1 protein-coding gene is annotated in these 739 nt (G+C 69.8%); it reads right to left on the bottom strand.

Annotation, left to right across the window (positions count from 1 at the left end):
* Window positions 1-8: 8 nt before the first annotated feature.
* The coding region (locus tag SSP24_RS42550; RefSeq protein ID WP_141316640.1) for a transposase family protein at window positions 9-739 on the bottom strand (731 nt) is incomplete at its 5' end.

Here is a 739-nt window from a genome sequence, read left to right on the forward strand (position 1 = left end):
GAGCTTCTTCAGCGTTGCCGCTCCAGGGTGAGGACGGCTTTGGTGATTGACGTCATGCGGTTTGGGCTGCATCGGGATCTGCGGAAGATCCGCCAGGACTTCAGGCGTGCGACGCCGCGCTCGACCGGTGCCCGCGCCGCGGCCAGGGCCCGGTTGCGGGTCTTCTCGGTGAGGGTGAGTTCCTGCAGGGGCCTGCGTTTGATGCCCGTGGTCACCCAGGGACCGCCGCCCTGGTAGGCCAGATCGGCGATGATGGGCACGCCCTGGCGCTCGCAGATGCGGATGATCCGGTGGGTGCGGGCAGCGGTCAGGTCGTGAGCCCGGCCCGGCAGCGCGGGTGAGAGCCACAGCAGCCGGCCGGCCGGATCGGTGACCACCTGCACGTTCACCCCGTGCCGGCGGTGCTTGTGGGAGTAGTCGGCCCGTCCGTCGCCGACCCGGTCGCACTCGGCGAGAGTGCCGTCCAGCAGGACGAAGTCCGCATCGGCCTCGCGCAGAACCTTCAGCAGACCCGGCGCGCGTTCGGCGAGCAGGCGGATGACCGCGCTGGTGTAGGCGTGGGCGGTGGATTCGCTGATCCCGAACCCGGCAGCGATCTTCGCCAGGGTGGTGTGTTCGCGCAGGTACACCAGTGCCACCATCGCGCGCTGAGACGGGCGGAGCTTGCAGCGCCGGTCACCCTCGCGGGTGACGACGAGCATGGTCACCCACTCCACGAGCGCATGGGGCAGGTCGAGTG

The organism is Streptomyces spinoverrucosus, from assembly GCF_006539505.1.
GTDB classification, from domain to species: Bacteria; Actinomycetota; Actinomycetes; order Streptomycetales; family Streptomycetaceae; genus Streptomyces; species Streptomyces spinoverrucosus.